The 17168-nt window shown below is 47.8% G+C and carries 23 protein-coding genes; 17 read left to right on the top strand and 6 right to left on the bottom strand.

Annotated features, from left to right (window positions below; genetic code table 11):
* Window positions 1-60 precede the first annotated feature (60 nt).
* From D479_RS20740 to D479_RS10135, 5 genes are all read left to right on the top strand, one after another.
* The gene (locus tag D479_RS20740) at window positions 61-234 is read left to right on the top strand and encodes a hypothetical protein (protein WP_161484891.1); all 174 of its coding nucleotides are present in this window, start codon (window positions 61-63) and stop codon (window positions 232-234) included.
* 115 nt (window positions 235-349) lie between these two features.
* On the top strand, window positions 350-919 hold the full coding sequence (locus D479_RS10150; RefSeq protein WP_008636546.1) for a histidine phosphatase family protein: 570 nt from the start codon (window positions 350-352) through the stop codon (window positions 917-919).
* Between the two features lie 45 nt (window positions 920-964).
* On the top strand, window positions 965-1309 hold the full coding sequence (locus D479_RS10145) for a VOC family protein (protein WP_008636545.1): 345 nt from the start codon (window positions 965-967) through the stop codon (window positions 1307-1309).
* Between the two features lie 25 nt (window positions 1310-1334).
* Window positions 1335-1676, top strand: a complete 342-nt coding sequence (locus D479_RS10140; RefSeq protein WP_008636544.1) for a hypothetical protein — start codon at window positions 1335-1337, stop codon at window positions 1674-1676.
* 19 nt (window positions 1677-1695) lie between these two features.
* On the top strand, window positions 1696-1917 hold the full coding sequence (locus D479_RS10135) for a hypothetical protein (protein ID WP_008636543.1): 222 nt from the start codon (window positions 1696-1698) through the stop codon (window positions 1915-1917).
* A gap of 52 nt (window positions 1918-1969) precedes the next feature.
* Here the strand turns inward: D479_RS10135 and D479_RS19915 are convergent, their stop codons facing one another.
* From D479_RS19915 to D479_RS10120, 3 genes are all read right to left on the bottom strand, one after another.
* Window positions 1970-3388: a cell wall-binding repeat-containing protein gene (locus D479_RS19915; protein ID WP_081594808.1), complete on the bottom strand. Its 1419-nt coding sequence runs from the start codon at window positions 3386-3388 to the stop codon at window positions 1970-1972.
* Between the two features lie 117 nt (window positions 3389-3505).
* Window positions 3506-3709: a helix-turn-helix transcriptional regulator gene (locus D479_RS10125; protein ID WP_008636523.1), complete on the bottom strand. Its 204-nt coding sequence runs from the start codon at window positions 3707-3709 to the stop codon at window positions 3506-3508.
* A gap of 11 nt (window positions 3710-3720) precedes the next feature.
* On the bottom strand, window positions 3721-4248 hold the full coding sequence (locus D479_RS10120; RefSeq protein ID WP_008636522.1) for a DUF2975 domain-containing protein: 528 nt from the start codon (window positions 4246-4248) through the stop codon (window positions 3721-3723).
* Between the two features lie 205 nt (window positions 4249-4453).
* Here D479_RS10120 and D479_RS20735 point away from each other — a divergent pair, with 205 nt between their 5' ends.
* The 3 genes from D479_RS20735 to D479_RS10105 are packed head-to-tail and all read left to right on the top strand — an operon-like array spanning window position 4454 to window position 6447.
* A complete protein-coding gene (locus D479_RS20735; protein ID WP_193743881.1) occupies window positions 4454-4759 on the top strand; it encodes a hypothetical protein in 306 nt (101 codons plus the stop codon).
* Window positions 4752-4937: a PH domain-containing protein gene (locus D479_RS20730; RefSeq protein WP_008636520.1), complete on the top strand. Its 186-nt coding sequence runs from the start codon at window positions 4752-4754 to the stop codon at window positions 4935-4937. Before D479_RS20735 ends, D479_RS20730 begins: the two co-directional genes overlap by 8 nt.
* A complete protein-coding gene (locus D479_RS10105) occupies window positions 4927-6447 on the top strand; it encodes a PH domain-containing protein (protein WP_008636519.1) in 1521 nt (506 codons plus the stop codon). Before D479_RS20730 ends, D479_RS10105 begins: the two co-directional genes overlap by 11 nt.
* Before the next feature lie 28 nt (window positions 6448-6475).
* On the opposite strand, the gene rlmN is transcribed toward D479_RS10105, so the two are convergent.
* Window positions 6476-7561: a 23S rRNA (adenine(2503)-C(2))-methyltransferase RlmN gene (gene rlmN, locus D479_RS10100; RefSeq protein ID WP_008636518.1), complete on the bottom strand. Its 1086-nt coding sequence runs from the start codon at window positions 7559-7561 to the stop codon at window positions 6476-6478.
* Between the two features lie 221 nt (window positions 7562-7782).
* Here rlmN and D479_RS10095 point away from each other — a divergent pair, with 221 nt between their 5' ends.
* Complete coding sequence (locus tag D479_RS10095) at window positions 7783-8262, top strand: site-2 protease family protein (RefSeq protein WP_008636517.1); 480 nt, start codon at window positions 7783-7785, stop codon at window positions 8260-8262.
* Window position 8263: 1 nt separating this feature from the next.
* On the opposite strand, the gene D479_RS10090 is transcribed toward D479_RS10095, so the two are convergent.
* Window positions 8264-8587 (bottom strand): nucleoside triphosphate pyrophosphohydrolase, encoded by a 324-nt coding sequence (locus D479_RS10090; RefSeq protein ID WP_008636516.1) that lies wholly within the window; start codon window positions 8585-8587, stop codon window positions 8264-8266.
* A 184-nt stretch (window positions 8588-8771) separates the two neighbouring features.
* Between D479_RS10090 and D479_RS10085 the strand changes: the two genes are divergently transcribed.
* The 3 genes from D479_RS10085 (at window position 8772) to D479_RS10075 (ending at window position 10269) form a co-directional block, all read left to right on the top strand.
* Window positions 8772-8954 (top strand): hypothetical protein, encoded by a 183-nt coding sequence (locus tag D479_RS10085; RefSeq protein WP_008636515.1) that lies wholly within the window; start codon window positions 8772-8774, stop codon window positions 8952-8954.
* A gap of 359 nt (window positions 8955-9313) precedes the next feature.
* On the top strand, window positions 9314-9679 hold the full coding sequence (locus D479_RS19910) for a LuxR C-terminal-related transcriptional regulator (protein WP_008636514.1): 366 nt from the start codon (window positions 9314-9316) through the stop codon (window positions 9677-9679).
* A gap of 53 nt (window positions 9680-9732) precedes the next feature.
* A complete protein-coding gene (locus tag D479_RS10075) occupies window positions 9733-10269 on the top strand; it encodes a hypothetical protein (RefSeq protein WP_008636512.1) in 537 nt (178 codons plus the stop codon).
* Between the two features lie 121 nt (window positions 10270-10390).
* Here D479_RS10075 and D479_RS20220 read toward each other — a convergent pair whose 3' ends face one another.
* Window positions 10391-10513, bottom strand: coding sequence for a YjcZ family sporulation protein (locus D479_RS20220; RefSeq protein WP_008636509.1), 123 nt, complete (start codon window positions 10511-10513; stop codon window positions 10391-10393).
* Window positions 10514-11024: 511 nt separating this feature from the next.
* Between D479_RS20220 and ilvE the strand changes: the two genes are divergently transcribed.
* From ilvE to D479_RS10035, 5 genes are all read left to right on the top strand, one after another.
* Window positions 11025-11927, top strand: a complete 903-nt coding sequence (ilvE, locus tag D479_RS10060) for a branched-chain-amino-acid transaminase (protein ID WP_008636505.1) — start codon at window positions 11025-11027, stop codon at window positions 11925-11927.
* A gap of 403 nt (window positions 11928-12330) precedes the next feature.
* A complete protein-coding gene (ilvB, locus tag D479_RS10050; protein WP_008636503.1) occupies window positions 12331-14046 on the top strand; it encodes a biosynthetic-type acetolactate synthase large subunit in 1716 nt (571 codons plus the stop codon).
* Window positions 14043-14564: an acetolactate synthase small subunit gene (gene ilvN, locus D479_RS10045; RefSeq protein ID WP_008636501.1), complete on the top strand. Its 522-nt coding sequence runs from the start codon at window positions 14043-14045 to the stop codon at window positions 14562-14564. Before ilvB ends, ilvN begins: the two co-directional genes overlap by 4 nt.
* 25 nt (window positions 14565-14589) lie before the next feature.
* Window positions 14590-15621 carry a ketol-acid reductoisomerase gene (ilvC, locus tag D479_RS10040; RefSeq protein ID WP_008636499.1) on the top strand — a complete coding sequence of 344 codons (1032 nt, stop codon included), beginning with the start codon at window positions 14590-14592 and terminating at the stop codon, window positions 15619-15621.
* Window positions 15608-17155: a 2-isopropylmalate synthase gene (locus tag D479_RS10035; RefSeq protein WP_008636497.1), complete on the top strand. Its 1548-nt coding sequence runs from the start codon at window positions 15608-15610 to the stop codon at window positions 17153-17155. Before ilvC ends, D479_RS10035 begins: the two co-directional genes overlap by 14 nt.
* Window positions 17156-17168 lie beyond the last annotated feature (13 nt).

The following is a 17168-nucleotide window of genomic DNA, read 5'->3' as shown; positions in this document are numbered from 1 at the left end:
GGGAACGTTTACCGGAAGGAATTCGTACATGTAGTAGCGAAACTTACAGGAGGGTTCTTTTTGAAAAAGAAAATAACGTTGGCTGTCATCGTCTTATTCGGGTTACTGGCCGGTCTTCTGCAATCGGACACACCGACAGAGAGTGTCGTATGGCTGATTGCCGGAGCCTTCGGGCTTTTGGGAGCCTTGACGCTCGGCACTAGTTATAAGGAACTGTTCAAAAGGGACGAATAGGAAGTAGAGAGCATATCCCTCGGATGATATGCTCTCTTTCTTCATACATAATGGTTACAGCTTCCAGATATGAAGGCCGGGAATAAGGGTCTCATCTCATGGGAGGAGGTTGGAGATGGAAATAGCTTTGATTCGACATGGGAAATCGGCATGGGTAAACAATGAACCCATCACCGGGGAGGAGTTCAACGATTGGGTTAAAGGTTATGATGCAGCTGGAGTAGTCGCGGAGAAGGAATATGACTTCTTTCTCGTAAGGAAAGTATCCGGTTCTGCATGCCTCTTCACCAGTCACCGGGCACGTGCCATTGAATCGGCAAAGCATTTGAAGGCCCGGGGAACGATTATTCAAGATCCGCTTTTTGATGAAGTGGATCTCCCGGAAATCGAGGGTCCGACGTGGCGGCAGCCTCCGAAGTGGTGGCTTGTCGCCTTGAGAATCCTCTGGAGATTCGGATATACGAACAATTGCGAATCGATTGATTACGCCCGTGCGAGGGCACACAAAGCTGCGGAAGTCCTGAGTGAGGCAGCAGCAGAGCATGGAGATACGGTGCTTGTAGGACACGGTATTTTCAACCGGTTGATTGCAAGGGAACTGCGCCGGGACGGCTGGTCCGGAAAAAGGAAGGCGAATACGGAGCATTGGAGCTGCACGATTTATACAAAAGAGGAGAGCGGGTAACAGAGCAGGGAACGCTCGCTTCGTCCTGAATAAGAAGGCATCTCGATGGTGTTGAAACGATTGGATACAGTATGTCTGATGGTGAAAGATATCGAACGGGCAGGTTGCTGGTACGAGAAATCTCTTGATCTTAAAGAAGTTTTCCGAGGGAACGGATACCGTGTCTTGGCTCCGGAGGCCGGAGGGGTGCCAATTACGCTGGAAGAAGGAGTTCCGGAGAGTGGAGGAAGTTATCCTATCTTCTTTGTTGAGAATGCAGAACAGGTCCATGACGCGTTGAAGCAGCGTGGAGTGAAAACAAGTGCGGTTCAAACAGATAAGGACAATCGCTTTTTCGACTTCTGGGATCCTGACGGCAATCGGATGCAGGTTTGTTATTACATAGAATGATAGTAGTTGGAAGGGGCTTGAATCGATGGGGAATATTATTAAGCGATTGATCGACGCGGGTTACCGTGTGACGAATGTTACCAAGAAATCAACGGAACTGGAACATGGACCGAGTGGGAAGTTTCTCTACCTATTACCGAACAAAACGATAACCGTCGTTCTGGATCCGTTGACTGTCGAAGCGGACAAGGAATTGGAGAGAGCTTCCGCGGGCATGAATCATAACACGTCCTTCAAGCAGTTCCCGGTCCGTGATAATGGAGGGGCGGGGCCGATTACATATGGCTATGCTTTTCGGTTCTCATCCGCAGAAGAGGCTTTTACTTTTATACAGCACGCATTAACAGTGCCTACGGAGAAAATTTAAGCAGAAAGAAGGTCTGTCTGTGAAAGAAAATATGACTTTTGCCTGGATCGCTTCCTGGTTTGCATTGGTCGGTCAGCTGTTGTTCTTCCTTATTGTTTCGTTACTTACAGGGAACTGGATGTACGCTATGTGGAGTTTTGTTGTAAGTATGGCCGCAGGAGTACCGAGTATGATCCGGACGTGGCAGCGCAGTAAGGTAATAAAAGCAGGGAAGGAAAACGCGTCCGATCCTATATCCTGACGCTTCAACCAATAGAAAGAGATCAGCCGGAATGGATGATCTCTTGTTTTATTTATTCGAAAAGGGAGCGGATTTCGTCTTCGATTTTTTCACTGACTGCTCCGGTTCCTCCGAAAATCCGGAAGAAAGTTGTCTCATTTGCTTCAAAATAGGATTTTACGCTCGGGGCGAGCTGCTTTTTCGGTGTCAGCAGCACCGGCTCGCCAAACGTATAGACAGATCCTGTGAGGGCATCTGCGAAATCTGCGCCTGTTGCGATCTGGACGAATTGGTTATCCATCTCGAACGTCTCTGCAACTGCAACGGATGTTTCATAACGGTCGGACCCAGCAATCCGTTGCGCATCCGGAAGCTTCTTAAATACGCCTGCGCTGATGGCTCCCCTGCCGCCGACTGCGAAACTATGCTCATACTGCTTCAGCTGTTTTTCTGTCGCTTTCGGCAGGGAATTTTTTTCTGTCAAAAGGATCGGCAGGCCGTAAGTTGCTGCAACCGGAGCAGCAGATAAGGCGTCCGGGAAGTTACGTCCGTAGGTAACGATGGCAGCGTCGGAAGGCGGAAGCAGCTCGGCGATGGCGGCTGCTGTTTCAAACCGGTCCGTTCCGCTTACCCGTTCTACTTCCAGACCAAGATTCTTCTTCAAATAGTTCTCCACATCTTTGGATACAGCACCAGTACCTCCGAGTATGGTCACCCGTTCCGTATCCAGCGTTTCCAGTGCGTATTCCGTCACTTGTGGCAGCTTTCCTTTCTTTGTCAGAAGAATCGGGGCATCCATCCAGGATGCCAGCGGTGCACCCGCGAGGGCATCAGGATAATCTGTGCCTGTAGCAAGGACGACATCTGCCGCCGGATAGCCACCGGTTTTACGAATAGCGATCTTAGCTGCTGTTTTGTAACGATCGGCTCCGGAAATACGTTCGATTTCTGCCTGCGGTACATACACATAAGCAGTCACGCCGTATTCTTCCCCGTTATCCAGATTTGCCAGGTCGGAAGCCTCGATATAATAGGTGCCGGGGTGGACCGTGTAGAAAGCGCCGAATCCATACTCATCTATATCCTCGAACTCCGCTTCGATTCTGTTTCCATCGGCATCATAAAGGACGCCGTTCAGCTCCATTTCCGTTCCATCTTCCAAGGTCGAAAATACACCGGTAGATAACTCCACCGGGCGGTCGCCGATGACTTCGATCTTATACATGTCTTTGTCGGAATCGGTCAACGTGCCGATAATGAAGCTGTCGATCTCGAGGGATTGAGCCTGCTCGAATGTGTCATTCGGCTCTTCTTCATAGGTGATGGACCAGTCTTCTTCGGCTGCGAGCTGCACTTTGTGCTCCTTACTTTCCTGATATGCCTTCCACATTTCCGGCGTTTCTTTTTCAAATGCTGCGGCAGGGGTAGCAAGGACGGTGGCTGCGATCAAAATGGATGACGCGATGCTGAAAGTCTTTTTCATTCGTTTCATGTTCTCCTCTACTGGAAAAAATTTATAATACTAAGAGGATTATAGCGGATGCATGTCTATGAAGCTATCGCTATTTTTGTAGAGGTTTGTAGAATGAAGGGTTTTGTTTTTGAGAAACTATTCCTCTACGTATTCCAGCAGGTCACCGGGCTGGCAGTCGAGTGCCTTACACAGCGCGTCAAGCGTCGTGAAGCGGACAGCTTTCGCTTTTTCATTTTTCAAGATTGACAGGTTGGCGGGAGTGATCCCGACCTTTTTCGAGAGTTCGTTCAGCGACATTTTTCTTTTTGCCATCATGACATCCAATTGAATTCGTATCATAGTAAACCGCCTTATATCGTTTTCTTATTCTCTTCGACTGCGCGGACGGCTGTCTTCAATGCGGAGGCGATGATCAAAAGCACGATGCCCCCGAAAAGCATATCCAAGTGATAGAGGCTGGTGAATTCGATTGAGCCGTTCCGGACATCAAGCGCCGTAATGGCTGCAGAAGAAAGCCGGGAATCCATATATCCAAATGCTGTTCCAAGAATGGAAACGGTAAGGCCGAAGCGGAACAATACCGTAACGTTTGACTCCGTGAATAATCCGGCATGATGAATGTTTTTCAACAACTGGTGAAGGAACCATAAAAATAAAAGGGCAAAGACCGTCATCGTCGCTTCTGATGCAAAAGACAGCCAGCGGAAAGAAGGTTCCGTATAGACAACGGGTGTGGTGTCGAAGTGCAGTTCGAAATAAGTATAAAGCGGATCGAAGGCGCCGAGTGAAGCGGTGAAGGCGCTGTTTGGGTACCATATGTAGCCGATATTGGAGGCAAGCATGAAGATACTGAGCAGACACACCAAATAAAAAAGCACCAAAGCAGCTACCGACCTATTTTATATAACGGGTTCATAGTTTGGGAAATCCCCTTTCAACGTGTAGTAGAGCTCTAGTAACTATACCAAAATTTATTTAAATCAACAATTATTTATTGTTTATCGATAAAAATATATTGCTTTATTTAAATAATTCCATTAAATTGAAATCAGGAAGAATAAAGGAAGGGGGAGAGTGGAAGGGATGAAAACAGAAAACAGAGTCTCGGAAAAAGCGGTTAAATTAGCCGTCCTAACAGAAGCGCTGGCAACCTTTGCCGTGCTCGGTATCCTTGCTGTGCTGCTGTATGTGGATCATGTGTATGGTTGGGCGGACTGGATCGGATGGATGCTTTGGAGTATCCTCCTCTTTGTCTTTCTTTCCCTGCCGATGTCCATCTATCATACCCGGTTATTGTACAGAAATTGGGAATATGGTTGGAATGAGGAATTTCTGCATATGCGAAAGGGCAGGTCTCAGGCAGAAGCTGTGTCAAATCCCAATGAGTAAAATCGTATATGTTCAGATGGATCAAGGGCTGCTTCAGAAGAAGGACGATTTGTGGACAGTCAAGGTACGGACGCTCACTTCCGTTCATGACATTCCTTACCTCAGCAGGGCACATGCGGAAGAACTGAAGGAGAAAGCGGCGCGGTTCGGAAGCGTGAAGGAGGCGGGTGACTATTAAAGCACAGCGGGAGCATCCAACGGTTTTCGTGTTTGATTTTTTGCACTTCCTTGTAAATGGTCTGTTTTTCTATGTCCTCCTGTTTTGGATTAAGGGAGACAGCGTGGGATGGTTTTTCGAGTATGCGAGGTATGTCTACATAGGTGGAATCACCGTAAGCCCATTGTATCTTTTCTTCCGCTGGTGGGGGACAAAGTTTTCGTTGGGAGAAGGGTATATAGAGTGGCAGAGGGGGTTGGTTAGAAGAAATATGGAGACGCTCCCATACGACAGCATCACCGGGGTGGAGAGAAAATCTCCATTTCTGTATCAGCTTTTCGGGAGGACGATGCTTCAATTAAGATCGTCACAGGAAGGGGAATCAGAATGGGTTTTCCGCTCCCTGACGCTCAAGGAAGCGGACCGATTGGAAGCTCTGTTTCAATACGGATGGAACGTGGAGCGAAAAGAGGAGGAGAATACGTCTGCCGTCAAGGATCATCCTCCGGCCGCAGAAGAGTGGAAAGCAGCAAATCCGGGCAGGGTTGTACATTTCCAGGCAGGGAAGAAAGATGTGATGATGGCGTCTTTCACTTCCTTAAGCTTCGTTTTTTTTATCCCCTTTCTTCTTTCGCTTTTTTCGAAGTTTTTTGATATGAACTGGATGGATGTATGGAACTGGATACATGAGGATCTTACACCGTTTCAAGTATCTGCGTTCATTATCGGCTGTATGATTGGGTCGGCGGTGTTCGGAATCTTCCGCACGTATAAAAAGTATGGAAATTATAGAATCGCGTCAGATGAAAGGCATCTTTACATAACAAGAGGAAGCGTGGAAGAGAAGACGATTTCTTTTTCCAAAGCTTCCGTTCAGGCTGTCATTATCCGGCAGGGGTTATGGAAGCGAATGACTCGAACAATGAAAGTGACGTTCATTCTTGCAAATACAGGGGAAGAGGAGGAGGAAGACCGTGCTTCCCTTTTTCCGTACTTACCGGAACGGCAGGCGAGGGGAATGCTCTTTCATCTACTTCCCGAATATGCGGTGAAACCGAAGATGAGAAAGCCTGTGATGAGGATGACTGCGGCTTTCTGTTTCATTGTCGGGGTACTGTTGATTTTCTTATCCTGGGTACTTTTCTCGATAGATTTACCTTTATACGCTGCGGGACCGTTCGGTCTCTGCGTAATTTTATTCTGGACTTTCCTTCATCATTATCCTGTAAACGTGGGGTGGGAGGAGGATGTGATCGAAATCCGGAGCGGCGTTTTCCAAAACCGGACGTATTTGACGAAAGCCGGCAGGATTACGGAGGTCTGTTCAACAAGCTGGCCGTGGCAGCGGGCCGCCGGCACAGCAACGATTCAGATCAGAAATCGGTCGAAACATGGGAAGACGGTGAATATGAAGGACCTGCGGAGAAGGGATGCCGCCGCTCTTCAACACTGGTACAGCCGCCGAAAGCAGTATGTCATCTATGAGCACACACAACCCCCGTTTGAAAGAGGTATAGGAGAAGAAATCTAATAAAGCACGAGGCCGGGGCCTCGTGCTTTTAGTTTGTTGGTGTATTTTTCTTTTTGCGTGCTTTTTCTTTTTCAATCTGTTTACTTCGCAGCTGTCCGCAGGCAGCGTCGATGTCGGTGCCGTGCTCGGTTCGAACACCACAGTTGATGCCGCGGTCCATCAGTGTTTGGTAGAACGTAAGGATGGCATCCTTCTCGCTCCGGTCATACGGATGGTCGGCCACCGGATTGTAAGGAATCAGGTTGACGTAGGAGAGGTGACGCTTGTCCCTCAGCAGTGCTGCCAACTGTTCTGCTTCTTTCTTGTGATCGTTGACGTCTTTCAACAAAATGTACTCGAAGGTAATTCTGCGGTTCGTCTTTTCCAAATAGTAATCAATCGCAGGCATCAGCTTCTCCAGAGGATAAGCCTTATTGATCTTCATAATTTTCGTACGCAGCTCGTTATTTGGAGCATGGATGGAAAGCGCCAGGTTGATCTGGATGCCTTCATCAGCGAAATCATAGATCTTCGGTGCAATGCCGCTTGTCGATACCGTGATATGACGCGCACCGATACATAATCCCTTCTTGTCATTAACGACTTTCAGGAAGTCGATCAAGTTATCGTAGTTATCGAACGGTTCGCCGATTCCCATGACGACGATGTGGCTTACGCGCTCGTCTTTGCCCTTCTTGTCCAAATATTGTTGGACCTGCATGATCTGCTCCACGATTTCTCCACTGGAGAGGTCACGGTTTTTACTTAGAATTCCACTCGCGCAGAAGGAACAGCCGATGTTGCAGCCGACCTGTGTGGTCACACAAACGGATAACCCGTAATTAAATCGCATCAATACCGTCTCAATAACATTGCCGTCTGCCAGTTTAAACAAGAACTTAACCGTTCCATCCTTCGATTCCTGCATGATTTCCTCTGTCAGCGTTTCAATCGTAAAGTGTTCATCAAGCAGATCAATGAGGGATTGGTTGACGTTCTTCATTTGGGAGAATTCGGTCACACGCTTCTGGTACAGCCAGTCCCATACTTGCTTTGAGCGAAACTTCTTCTCGCCATGTTCCGTAATCCAGTCCGTCAGTTGTTCAAATGTCAATCCGTATATGGATCGTTTCATAAATACGCTCCTCTGTAAAAAAATCACTATTCCCATCATAATCGATTTGATACCGGTGCACAACCCGCAAGTAAGTGTTGGAACTATTGCGACAATAGGCCGGATTATTGGAGAAGTTACCAAAAGCTGTGACCATCGATTCAGTTTTCCGAGATGTGGTTTGTCCCCGGAAAAAAGGGGAACCTTCCTGTTACATCTAGCTTTAGCAGGGAGGAAGACCGATGTTTACATGGAATGATGTTCCGATGTTCATTATAAATTTCTTTTTGATACTGCCTTTGGTTACGCTGATTCACCAGGCAGGGCACGTGTTGGTTGCAAGGCTGTTTGGAGGAAAGATCAGTTTCTGCATTGGTACCGGGAAAAAGTGGTTCTGTTTAGGGCCGCTGGAAGTGCGGAGGATGTACTTCATGGAGGGATGGTGCCAATATGAGAAGCTGCGCTATAACAAAAAATGGGCGCACGTTGCTATTTATTTGGCAGGCAGCAGCTTCAACCTGATCATCATCCTGATTTTGAATGCCTGCATCATTAGCGGAGTGCTGCCTGTCGATCTATTTTTCTATCAGTTCACCTATTTCTCTGTGTACTTTATTTTCTTTTCCCTCTTTCCTTATCGGACCGGAGACGGGAAACCGAGTGACGGAATGGCGATTTATGATGTCATCCGCTACGGAAAAGCAGCGGACCCGATCGATTGATTCATTCGCCGGCATCGATGAGTAAGGTCTTTGTGAGAAATCCGCCCATCACTTTTCGACGATGCTGTCTGATGTGCTCCAGCTCTTCAATGGAGGCGCCGTGTGTATAGGATAACGCATGGACAACCTCTAGGATATCCGCCAGCGCAGTCAAAGCATGGCGGTTTTCTTCTGTTTGATGGTAAGCATCGACTTCCTCTTTCAGGCGGTTTCTTAGAAGATGTTCATATTCCTCTGTTTCCAATGTCCTCGTCCGGAAAGATTTCCCCTCGCTTTCCAGCTGATTCGGAACGTAGTATCTTACTAACCGTTGATGTTTCACCAATGACCCACTCTCCTTTCCATTATATCCATCCTTATCCTTTTTCTTTGAGGAGAAAACACTTATTTTCGCACATGGATGGAAACGGGAAGAAATAAATGGAAGGAAATAGTCGTGAATAAGAGGAATATTCGATAAAGGTGTAGAATTAATTTCTATATCCCATACATTCTAGGAGTTGATACGAATGCTTCTCCCATATTTATCCCATGGTACAGGTGGAAAGAGGTACGTGCTGATCGACCGCTTGAAGTATTACGGGTACACGGAAGACCCTTTAGGCAAACGGACGGAAGAAATGACGCTCCCGGAGCTTGAACAAACATTCATCAACTTGGAATATAAAAGAGAAACAGCGTGGAAAACGTAAAGAAACAGCCGTGGAAAAGGATCCACGGCTGTTTTTCGTCTGCGCCGGAGGTGTGCAGTGATGACATACATGGTGGCTCCGTCGCCATGATAGTATTGTCGTTATTTCAATATAATATACAAAAATAATCATCTCCTTGAACCAAACAATGATATAATCCCCGTAAACATATAGTTTATAATCGTTTGATATGTTATTTGATTCTAAGTAAATCACTATAAAAATAATATTAATATTGTATTTTTATCCAAAAATTACTACTAACGGGTGGTTTTTTACCCTTGAGGAGTAGTGGGAAAGTATTAGTCCGAATGATACATTGTAATTAAGAGGAAAAACTGAAGAAAGCGGGGGTAGTCATGAAGAAAATCCAGTCGTTCGTGATGACGGAAGAGGAAATGAGAACGCTATCGAACAGCTTGGAATACGCATGGAAAAATGACAACACGCTTGACCAACTGGAAAGGCAAAAAGTAAAAATACTGCTTCGGGATCTTCAGTCCCAGCTTCCGGCGGAACCTTGCGCCATCTCCAATACGCTGACCTACAGCGAACACAAAATCTTCACCCTCCTGCTCAAAGGTGTGACGAACATAGAAATCGCCAAAATACTATACATATCAGCCAATACAGTAAAAAGCCACACGAAAAGCATCTATAATAAGCTCGGTGTGGAAAACCGGGTGGACCTTATCATTAAATATAAAAACGTCGAAGGTCTTTAAGCGCACCAAACGGCTCTGTTGTTGCTCTGGTTTATTTTAAGGGAGGTAATCGGATGATTTATGTCGTCCTGTACGCCGTCTTGTTGAATGCCGGTCTCTTAATCAGCCTCATGGTATTCGTCCATAAGTTCAAAAAGAAAGACGGCATCATCGATTCATTGAATAAGGAGAAGAAAAATTGGGAGAAACAGATCAAAGAGGCGAAAAAGGTCACGGTCGATCCGAACTCCTACAATGTTGATGTGACAAAAACAGACTGCCAGGTGACGATTTCCCAAATTGATAATGTAAAGTATAACAATCTCGTCGACAAGTATTTTCGTGGGGCCGTCAGTAATATCACAACATCGAGTTTAACGTTTACAAGTCCCATCAGTCTTCCTATTCAGGAAGGGATTTTTATTCAAACCGTTTTTACGCTTAATGGAGAATCTTTTGATGTAAAGGCTAAACTCATGAAGAAGCAGGAAGACCTGACTACAGGGACAAATATCTACTGGGCGAAGTTCACGCTGATCTCGGCCAAGGACCAGGAACGACTGCGTGCGGTTATGTATCGGAAAGAAATCGAAACGCGTAAATACATTTAATTTTGATGGAGAACCAGAAGGTGGTGAATACTTCTGGCTCCATTTTTTTATGCAATGGAAAGATGCTTCTACTTAGAACAGAACCACTTAAAACGGGTAGAGGTAGTTCTGTTCATCCGCATCAGCACTTATAGAAAGACGCTCCAACAATGATCAAAAGGATGAACAATACAACGATCAATACGAAAGTGCTACCTCCGCCATAACCGTAACCGCCGTATCCACAGCCGCCATACCAGCCCATAACTTTCACCACCTTTTCTTTTCCTATGTGACAAAATATGTCGCAGGGGGCGTATGTGGAAGGGCGAATGACTATTTATAGAAAAAGTAGCCGGAAGAACAGGGACAACCCCTTCTATGCCCTGTATATTTGGAAGGGTATTTCCAGTTGGGTTTTTACGTCTCCAGCCTGGGCTGTCCTTGGGAAAAGAAGATAAAAAAGAAAAAAAGAAAGCCTGTGTTGGAACGATCATGGACAGTCACAGCAACAATGAAAGCGCTTTTAGCATAATCGGAATAATGGAACTGTTCAGAAAATTTACTCAAAACCTGTTGACCTTCTTTCGAAATCGGTTTAAAGTAGTCCTCAATCAACCACATCGATTATCTTCGATCGGCCGGTTGGTTCATGTGGAAAGACCCGAATGGGACCCTTATAAAGGTAAACAGGAATGACCTTTTAGGGTCCATATTTTCAAAGTGAATCTTTTACGATTTCAAACATTAAACTATAAAAGAAAGGAGTGCTGAGAATGAGCAGCCAGTGGATTTATTTAAGCGGCCAGTATGTGAAAAAGGAAGAGGCCGTCGTTTCCGTCTACGATCACGGTTTCTTATATGGAGATGGGGTGTTCGAAGGTATTCGAGTCTATGAAGGCAACATTTTCAAACTCGATGACCACCTGAATCGACTCTACGATTCAGCTAAATCGATCCTGCTTGATGTCCCATATGAAAAGGAGGAACTGGCGGAGATTATCGCGGAGACGGTCCGCCGCAATGAACTGGAAACAGCTTACATCCGTGTCGTCCTCTCCAGAGGATCCGGCAACCTGGGCTTAGACCCGCGGAGCTGTTCCAATCCCCGATTGGTTGTCATTGCTGAAGCACTCGCTTTGTTCCCGAAAGAACTATATGAACGCGGGGTAAGGCTCGCGTCGGTCGCCAGTCGGAGAAACCGACCGGACGTCCTTCCGCCGCAAGTGAAATCATTGAACTATTTGAATAATATCCTCGTTAAGATGGAAGCGAACCAAATGGGTGTGGATGAAGCTCTGATGCTTAACGATCAAGGATATGTTACCGAAGGATCCGCAGACAATATCTTTATCGTCAAAAACGGCAAAATCCTCACACCTCCTACGTATTTGGGAGCGCTCGAAGGGATCACCCGCAACGCGATCATGGATCTTGCCGAGGAGAAGGGCTATGAGATCAAAGAGCAACCGTTCACAAGACACGATGTGTATGTGGCTGATGAAGTATTCCTGACTGGAACTGCAGCAGAAGTCATCGCCGTGGTGGAAGTCGATCAAAGGAAAATCGGCGATGGTTCTCCAGGCGTAGTCACCAATCACCTGCTTTCGGAGTTCAGGAAAGTAACGACGACAGATGGATACAAAGTGTACAGCAGTGATAAAGCGCACGTAAGCTAACGTTCGTTGACAATTGAATGATGACGAATACGTCGATAGGAATAAAGGAATAAGAATTTGTATTCCCAGAGAGCCGGGGTTGCTGGAAGCCCGGAAATACAACTTATTCTGACATCGTCCTTGAGTGTCCATGCTGAACAGAATCTCAGTAGGCAGGACCAGGTGTTTCACCGCACCTGTTATCAAAAGGAATCCATACCCGGATTCCATGAGGTGGAGCTTTCGGGCTTCATAAATGAGGGTGGTACCGTGGAAAACATAGAGACCTTTTCACCCCTCACTTTCTGATATCACTTGCCGTGGTGTCGGAATCTGAGGAGGGGGAAGGTCTCTTTTTTATTCGACTATCGAAATAAATTGGAAGAAGCATAAGCTTTTAAGCATAAATGCAGGAGGGATGTAAATGAAGGCACAAGCAAGCGTGGAGGAGCAGACCATGACGAAAACAGGTGCTGATTTGCTCGTCGAAGCTTTGGTGGAGGAAGGCGTTGATACATTATTCGGATATCCAGGTGGAGCAGTCTTACCGATTTACGATGCCATCTACCGCGCCGAGGGGAGCTTCGATCACGTGCTCCCCAGGCACGAGCAGGGCGCAATCCACGCAGCGGAAGGGTATGCACGTGTTTCTGGACGGGCGGGAGTCGTCATCGGCACGTCCGGACCGGGAGCGACGAACCTCGTGACGGGAATAGCCGATGCCATGATGGATTCCATTCCTCTCGTCATTTTCACAGGGCAGGTAGCGAAAGGGGTCATCGGTACCGATGCCTTCCAGGAATCGGACATCATGGGGATCACGACGCCGATTACGAAGCACAATTATCAAATTCAGGAAATTGAAGAGCTTCCGCGAGTGGTGAAAGAAGCATTCCATATCGCGACGACCGGCCGTCCGGGCCCTGTTGTTGTCGATATCCCGAAGGACATCAGCTCGACGGTTCACCATAAGAAGATCGATAATGATTTCCATCTTCCGGGATACCAGCCGACGGTCAAACCGAACCCGCTGCAGATCAACAAGCTGCACGAGGCGCTGGTTAAGGCAGAGAAGCCGGTCGTGCTTGCAGGTTCCGGCGTCATTCATGCACAGGCATCGGAGGAATTGATCAAATTCGTCAGAAATTATCAGCTTCCTGTGACGACAACGCTCCTCGGGCTCGGAAGTTATCCCGGCAGTGATGATCTGTCGATGGGGATGGCGGGCATGCATGGAACGTATGCAGCGAACATGGCTTTGTACGAATGCGACCTTCTTATTAATATAGGTTCCCGCTTCGATGACCGTTTAACCGGTAATCTCAAGCACTTTGCCCCGCATGCGACCGTCGCCCATATCGATATCGATCCGGCGGAAATCGGAAAGAACATCCCGACGCACATTCCGATCGTATCGGACGCCAAGGCAGCGCTTGAATCTCTGAATGATAAACCGGTGGAAGGCCTTCATCATGAAGGCTGGATGGATGGTATCACTCGAAATAAAACGGACTTTCCGTTATGGCACGACCTTCCGGAAGAAGATATCGTTCCTCAATGGCTGCTTCAGAAAGTCTACGAATACACGGAAGGAAATGCAGTGGTGACGACGGATGTCGGCCAACACCAAATGTGGGCGGCGCAGTATTACGCGTTCGATAAACCGAATCGCTGGGTAACATCCGGAGGACTCGGAACGATGGGATTCGGTTTCCCGGCAGCCATCGGAGCTCAGCTGGCCGATCGGGAATCAACCTGTATCGCTGTTGTCGGTGACGGAGGATTCCAGATGACGCTTCAGGAACTATCCGTCCTGCAGGAGCGCAGGCTGCCTGTCAAAGTGCTGATCGTCAACAACCAGGCGCTCGGTATGGTGAGACAGTGGCAGGAGAAATTTTACGAAGAGCGTTACTCGGAATCTATCATCGATACCCAGCCGGATTTCGTTAAGCTTGCAGAAAGCTATCAGATCCCCGGGTACAAAATTGAGACGCAGAGTCAGCTCGAGGAAGTTCTTCCAAGAATACTGAAAGACGACCAGCCTGCCGTCATCGACTGCCGCGTTCTGCAGAAGGAGAACGTCTATCCGATGATCGCACCAGGCAAAGGACTACACGAAATGATTGGGGTGAAACGATGAAGCGGATTGTCACAGCCACCGTCCATAACCGAAGTGGTGTATTGAACCGGGTGACCGGGCTGCTTGCCAAAAGGCAGTTCAATATTGAAAGCATTTCCGTCGGGCGGACGGAAACAGAAGGCGTATCCAAGATGACCTTCGTCGTCGAAGTAGAGGATGAGCGGAAGCTGGAGCAGCTCACCAAACAGCTTCATAAGCAGATCGATGTTCTGAAAGTATCAGACATTACAGACAAAGCCATCGTCGCCCGTGAGCTTGCGATGGTGAAGGTGATCAGCAATCCGCAGATCCGCAGTGAAATTCAAGGGATCATCGAACCATTCCGGGCTTCGATCATCGATGTCAGCAAAGAAAGCATCACCGTTCAGGTGACCGGTAAATCGGATAAAGTCGATGCACTGATCGACCTCCTCCGCCCATACGGCATCAAGGAATTAGCAAGAACTGGACTTACCGCTTTCACTCGCGGCCATCAGCCGCAGGTGACGGAAATAAAATCTTATTCACTACTAAAATAATAAAACGAGAAGGGATGAATGAATAATGGCACATGTTTACTATCACAACGATATCAATGATGAGGTACTAAAAAATAAGAAGGTAGCTGTCATCGGCTACGGATCTCAAGGTCATGCCCACGCACGTAACTTGAAAGACAGCGGTTTTGACGTTGTCGTCGGTCTCCGTAAAGGAAAGTCTTGGGATCAGGCTGTGGAAGATGGAGTCGATGTGAAGCCTGTCGCTGATGCGGTGGAAGGAGCAGACCTTGTCATGATCCTGCTTCCGGACGAATATCAGCCGAAAGTGTATGAAGAGCACATCAAACCGAATTTGAAAGCCGGAGCAGCCCTTGCTTTCGCCCACGGTTTCAACGTCCACTTCAACCAAATCGTACCGCCTTCCGACGTTGACGTTTTCTTAGTCGCTCCTAAGGGCCCGGGTCACCTTGTCCGCCGTACATTTGAAGAAGGTGCCGGAGTACCTGCTTTGATCGGAGTCGAGCAGGACGTGAGTGGAGAAGCGAAAGAAATTGCTCTTGCCTATGCTAAAGGAATCGGCGGCGGTCGTGCCGGCGTATTGGAAACATCGTTCCAGGAAGAAACGGAAACAGATTTGTTCGGGGAACAGGCTGTGCTGTGCGGGGGACTTACAAGCCTTGTGAAAGCAGGATTTGAAACGTTGACAGAAGCCGGTTACCAGCCGGAAGTTGCCTACTTCGAGTGTCTGCATGAGCTGAAGCTTATCGTTGATCTTATGTACGAAGGCGGACTGGAAGGCATGCGCTATTCCATCTCCGATACAGCTCAGTGGGGCGATTTCGTTTCCGGACCACGCGTTGTTGATGAAACGACGAAAGCCCGCATGAAAGAAGTATTGACGGATATCCAGACTGGTAAATTTGCAAAAGGCTGGATCCTAGAGAATCAGGTCAACCGTCCGGAATTCACAGCTATCGAAAACCGTGAAAACAATCATCAAATCGAGAAGGTGGGTAGAGAGCTCCGTGCGTTAATGCCTTTCGTTAAGAAGTCACAATCTAAAGAAAAGGATGTGGTCGCACATGGCTCGCGTTAAGGTTTTCGATACGACGCTTAGGGATGGAGAACAGTCCCCGGGTGTCAACTTGAACCGTTTGGAGAAGCTGGAAATCGCCAAGCAGTTGGAACGTCTGGGTGTGGATATCATGGAAGCAGGTTTCCCTGCTTCCTCCCAGGCGGACTTTGATTCAGTCAAAGAGATTGCTGATACGATCCGCGGTTGTTCGGTCACCGGACTTGCAAGAGCGAATAAAAAGGATATTGATATCGCGTGGGAAGCCTTAAAAGGAGGCGCGGAACCCCGTCTTCACGTTTTCATCGCGACATCCCCGATTCATATGACACACAAGTTGAAAAAGACGCCGGATGAAGTCGTCGAGAAAGCGGTGGAAATGGTCGCTTATGCGAAGGAGAGATTTCCGCATGTCCAGTTCTCCGCGGAGGATGCTTTACGGTCCGATCGTGATTTCCTCGTCCATATCATCGAGAAAGTGATCGATGCCGGGGCGAGCGTCATCAACCTTCCGGATACGGTCGGTTATACGACACCGGATGAAATCGGCAGCCTGTTCCGCTACGTACAGGAAAACGTTCCGAATATAAGTCAAGCAGTCTTGTCCACGCACAACCATGACGACCTTGGTATGGCCGTCAGTAATTCTCTGGCAGCCATCGAAAACGGAGCCCGCCAAATTGAAGGGACGATCAACGGAATCGGGGAACGGGCCGGCAACGCCGCTCTGGAAGAAATCGCCGTCGCTCTTCAGATCAGGAAAGATCGTTTTGATTTGGAGACAGGTCTTGTATTGAAGGAGATCAAGCGTACGAGTGAACTTGTCAGCCGTTTGACAGGAATGATGGTTCCCGGGAACAAGGCGGTTGTTGGACGTAACGCCTTCGCGCATGAGTCCGGCATCCACCAGGACGGTATGCTGAAGGAGTCCTCCACTTATGAAATTATTACACCGGAAATGGTCGGTGTGGAAGCAACAAACATGGTGCTTGGTAAACACTCCGGCCGCCACGCTTTTAAACAAAAGGCAGAAGAGCTCGGCTTTGAGTTGAATGAAACGAAGCTACAGGAAGCGTTCGAATCGTTCAAGACGTTGACAGGCAAGAAGAAAGAGGTCACGGATGCGGATTTGTTTGCGATTCTGATCGATACGCAGACAGAGCATGCGGACCAGCCGAAATACGAACTGAAGGCATTCCAAGTCCAATATGGAAGCATCAATCGTCCGACTGCTACGGTTCTCCTGACGACGCCGGAAGGTAAGGAAGTGGAGAAGGCAAACACGGGAGAAGGAAGTGTCGAAGCGATTTATAATACGCTCGACGATCTGATCGAAGCGGACGTACATCTCGAGGACTACCAGCTCAGCTCTGTCGGAAGAGGTCGGGATGCTCTTGCAGAGGTCCACGTCCAAGTATCCGTCGACGGGGTGACGGCATCCGGACGCGGCTCGGCGCAGGATGTGCTGGAAGCATCTGCTCATGCTTTCTTGAACGCAGTGAACCGAACACTTTACCAGCGGAAACGTTCTGCTGATTATGAACAAATCCAAGTATGAACAAAGGGGGATG

The organism is Halobacillus sp. BAB-2008 (assembly GCF_000328325.1).
GTDB lineage: Bacteria > Bacillota > Bacilli > Bacillales > Halobacillaceae > Halobacillus.
This window is presented reverse-complemented; position numbering and strand designations above follow the sequence as displayed.